General features: G+C 60.7%; 3 protein-coding genes. 2 read left to right on the plus strand and 1 reads right to left on the minus strand.

Annotated features, from left to right (window positions below; translation table 11 throughout):
• Together ACF1AK_RS36360 and ACF1AK_RS36365 are read left to right on the plus strand one after the other, a co-directional pair.
• Positions 1-495, plus strand: a 495-nt coding sequence (locus ACF1AK_RS36360) for a cbb3-type cytochrome c oxidase subunit I (protein WP_391503084.1), incomplete at its 5' end; no start/stop codon positions are given.
• A 44-nt stretch (positions 496-539) separates the two neighbouring features.
• Positions 540-1,064 carry a hypothetical protein gene (locus ACF1AK_RS36365; protein ID WP_011331639.1) on the plus strand — a complete coding sequence of 175 codons (525 nt, stop codon included), beginning with the start codon at positions 540-542 and terminating at the stop codon, positions 1,062-1,064.
• Between the two features lie 122 nt (positions 1,065-1,186).
• Here ACF1AK_RS36365 and ACF1AK_RS36370 read toward each other — a convergent pair whose 3' ends face one another.
• A complete protein-coding gene (locus ACF1AK_RS36370) occupies positions 1,187-1,306 on the minus strand; it encodes an Rv0909 family putative TA system antitoxin (RefSeq protein ID WP_391503085.1) in 120 nt (39 codons plus the stop codon).
• Between the last annotated feature and the right edge of the window lie 4 nt (positions 1,307-1,310).

Here is a 1,310-nt window from a genome sequence, read left to right on the forward strand (position 1 = left end):
GGTCGCATGATGGACGAACGCCTGGGCAAGTGGCACTTCTGGACCACGTTCGTCGGCTTTCACATGACGTTCCTCGTCCAGCACTGGCTCGGTGCCGAAGGTATGCCCCGTCGTTACGCCGACTACCTACCCGCGGATGGATTCACCACCCTCAATACAGTCTCGACCATCGGATCCTTCATTCTCGGAGCCTCCACTCTCCCGTTCATCTGGAACGTCTTCAAGAGCTACAGATTCGGCGAAGTGGTCACCGTCGACGATCCGTGGGGCTACGGAAACTCGCTGGAGTGGGCGACCACTTGCCCGCCGCCGCGGCACAACTTCACGGAGTTGCCGCGCATTCGTAGCGAGCGTCCGGCCTTCGAGTTGCACTACCCGCACATGGTGGCTCGGATGCGGGCAGAAGCACACGTCGGGGTCGGTCATCGGCCGGAGACGACCTCAGAATCGGAGAAGGTACTTACCGGCATGCCCGACGATGACGAGAAGAAGTAGTTCGGCGACGAAGTCCGATGGGAAAGCCAATGTCAACACGAACAATGCCAGTGGTCATCGTCCCGGCAACAGATGCCGCTGCCGCCCTACTGACGGACTGGTTGATCCGAGACGTACTGCCCACCGCTCTCGACGGCGGAGTGGCGAACCATGCCGCTGACCACTTGCGGACCTTGCCGCCGATATCTCGTCGCCACGTCCGACACCCCCGCAAACTTCGGGTCCACACCCGCCGGGTCGGCGAAGCAATCGCGACAATCGAGAACCATCTCCACACCGTCGCGGTTTCCGTCGACGCAGAACGGACCTTCACGCCTTCGATCACGGTCCTTCCCGACCCCGTGCTGAACGCCGCAGCCAGTATCAGTGGTGCCGTGATGGATATCGGGAGTTCCGCGGCGGCATTGGCCAATCGTGCACTCCTTCTGGCTCCGACGACAATCGAGTCGCCGGAAGCGGCGCTCACGACCCAATCGAGGGTAACCGAATCCTATTACGCACTCCTTGCGCGGCTGTGGCACAGCGATTTTCACGCGAGCATCGTCATCCCTCCACCGACCGAACCCTGAGCGCTCCTCGCTTCGGTGTGCTTTTACGAGGGGGGGCACACCGAAGCGAGATTATTCGACACTCATCCTCAGTCGTACGCCTTGGATTCGACGACAATCAGGCGGCACGACAAAGGGGGTGACTACTTCTTCGGAGGGATCGCTCTCTTCGCGGCAAAGGCGGCCCTCTGAATCTGGCTGGTCAGTTTTCCACCGGTTTTGGTTTCGGCCGCAGCGGCGGTTTTGTCGATTGCATTTTCGATCTTG

The sequence above is a fragment of the Kitasatospora sp. NPDC015120 genome (assembly GCF_043080305.1).
Taxonomy (GTDB): Bacteria; Actinomycetota; Actinomycetes; order Streptomycetales; family Streptomycetaceae; genus Kitasatospora.

What these genes read in the sequence shown, in the direction of transcription:
- ACF1AK_RS36365 (WP_011331639.1), top strand. Translation starts at nt 540, where the DNA reads ATGCCAGTGGTCATCGTCCCGGCAACAGATGCCGCTGCCGCCCTACTG.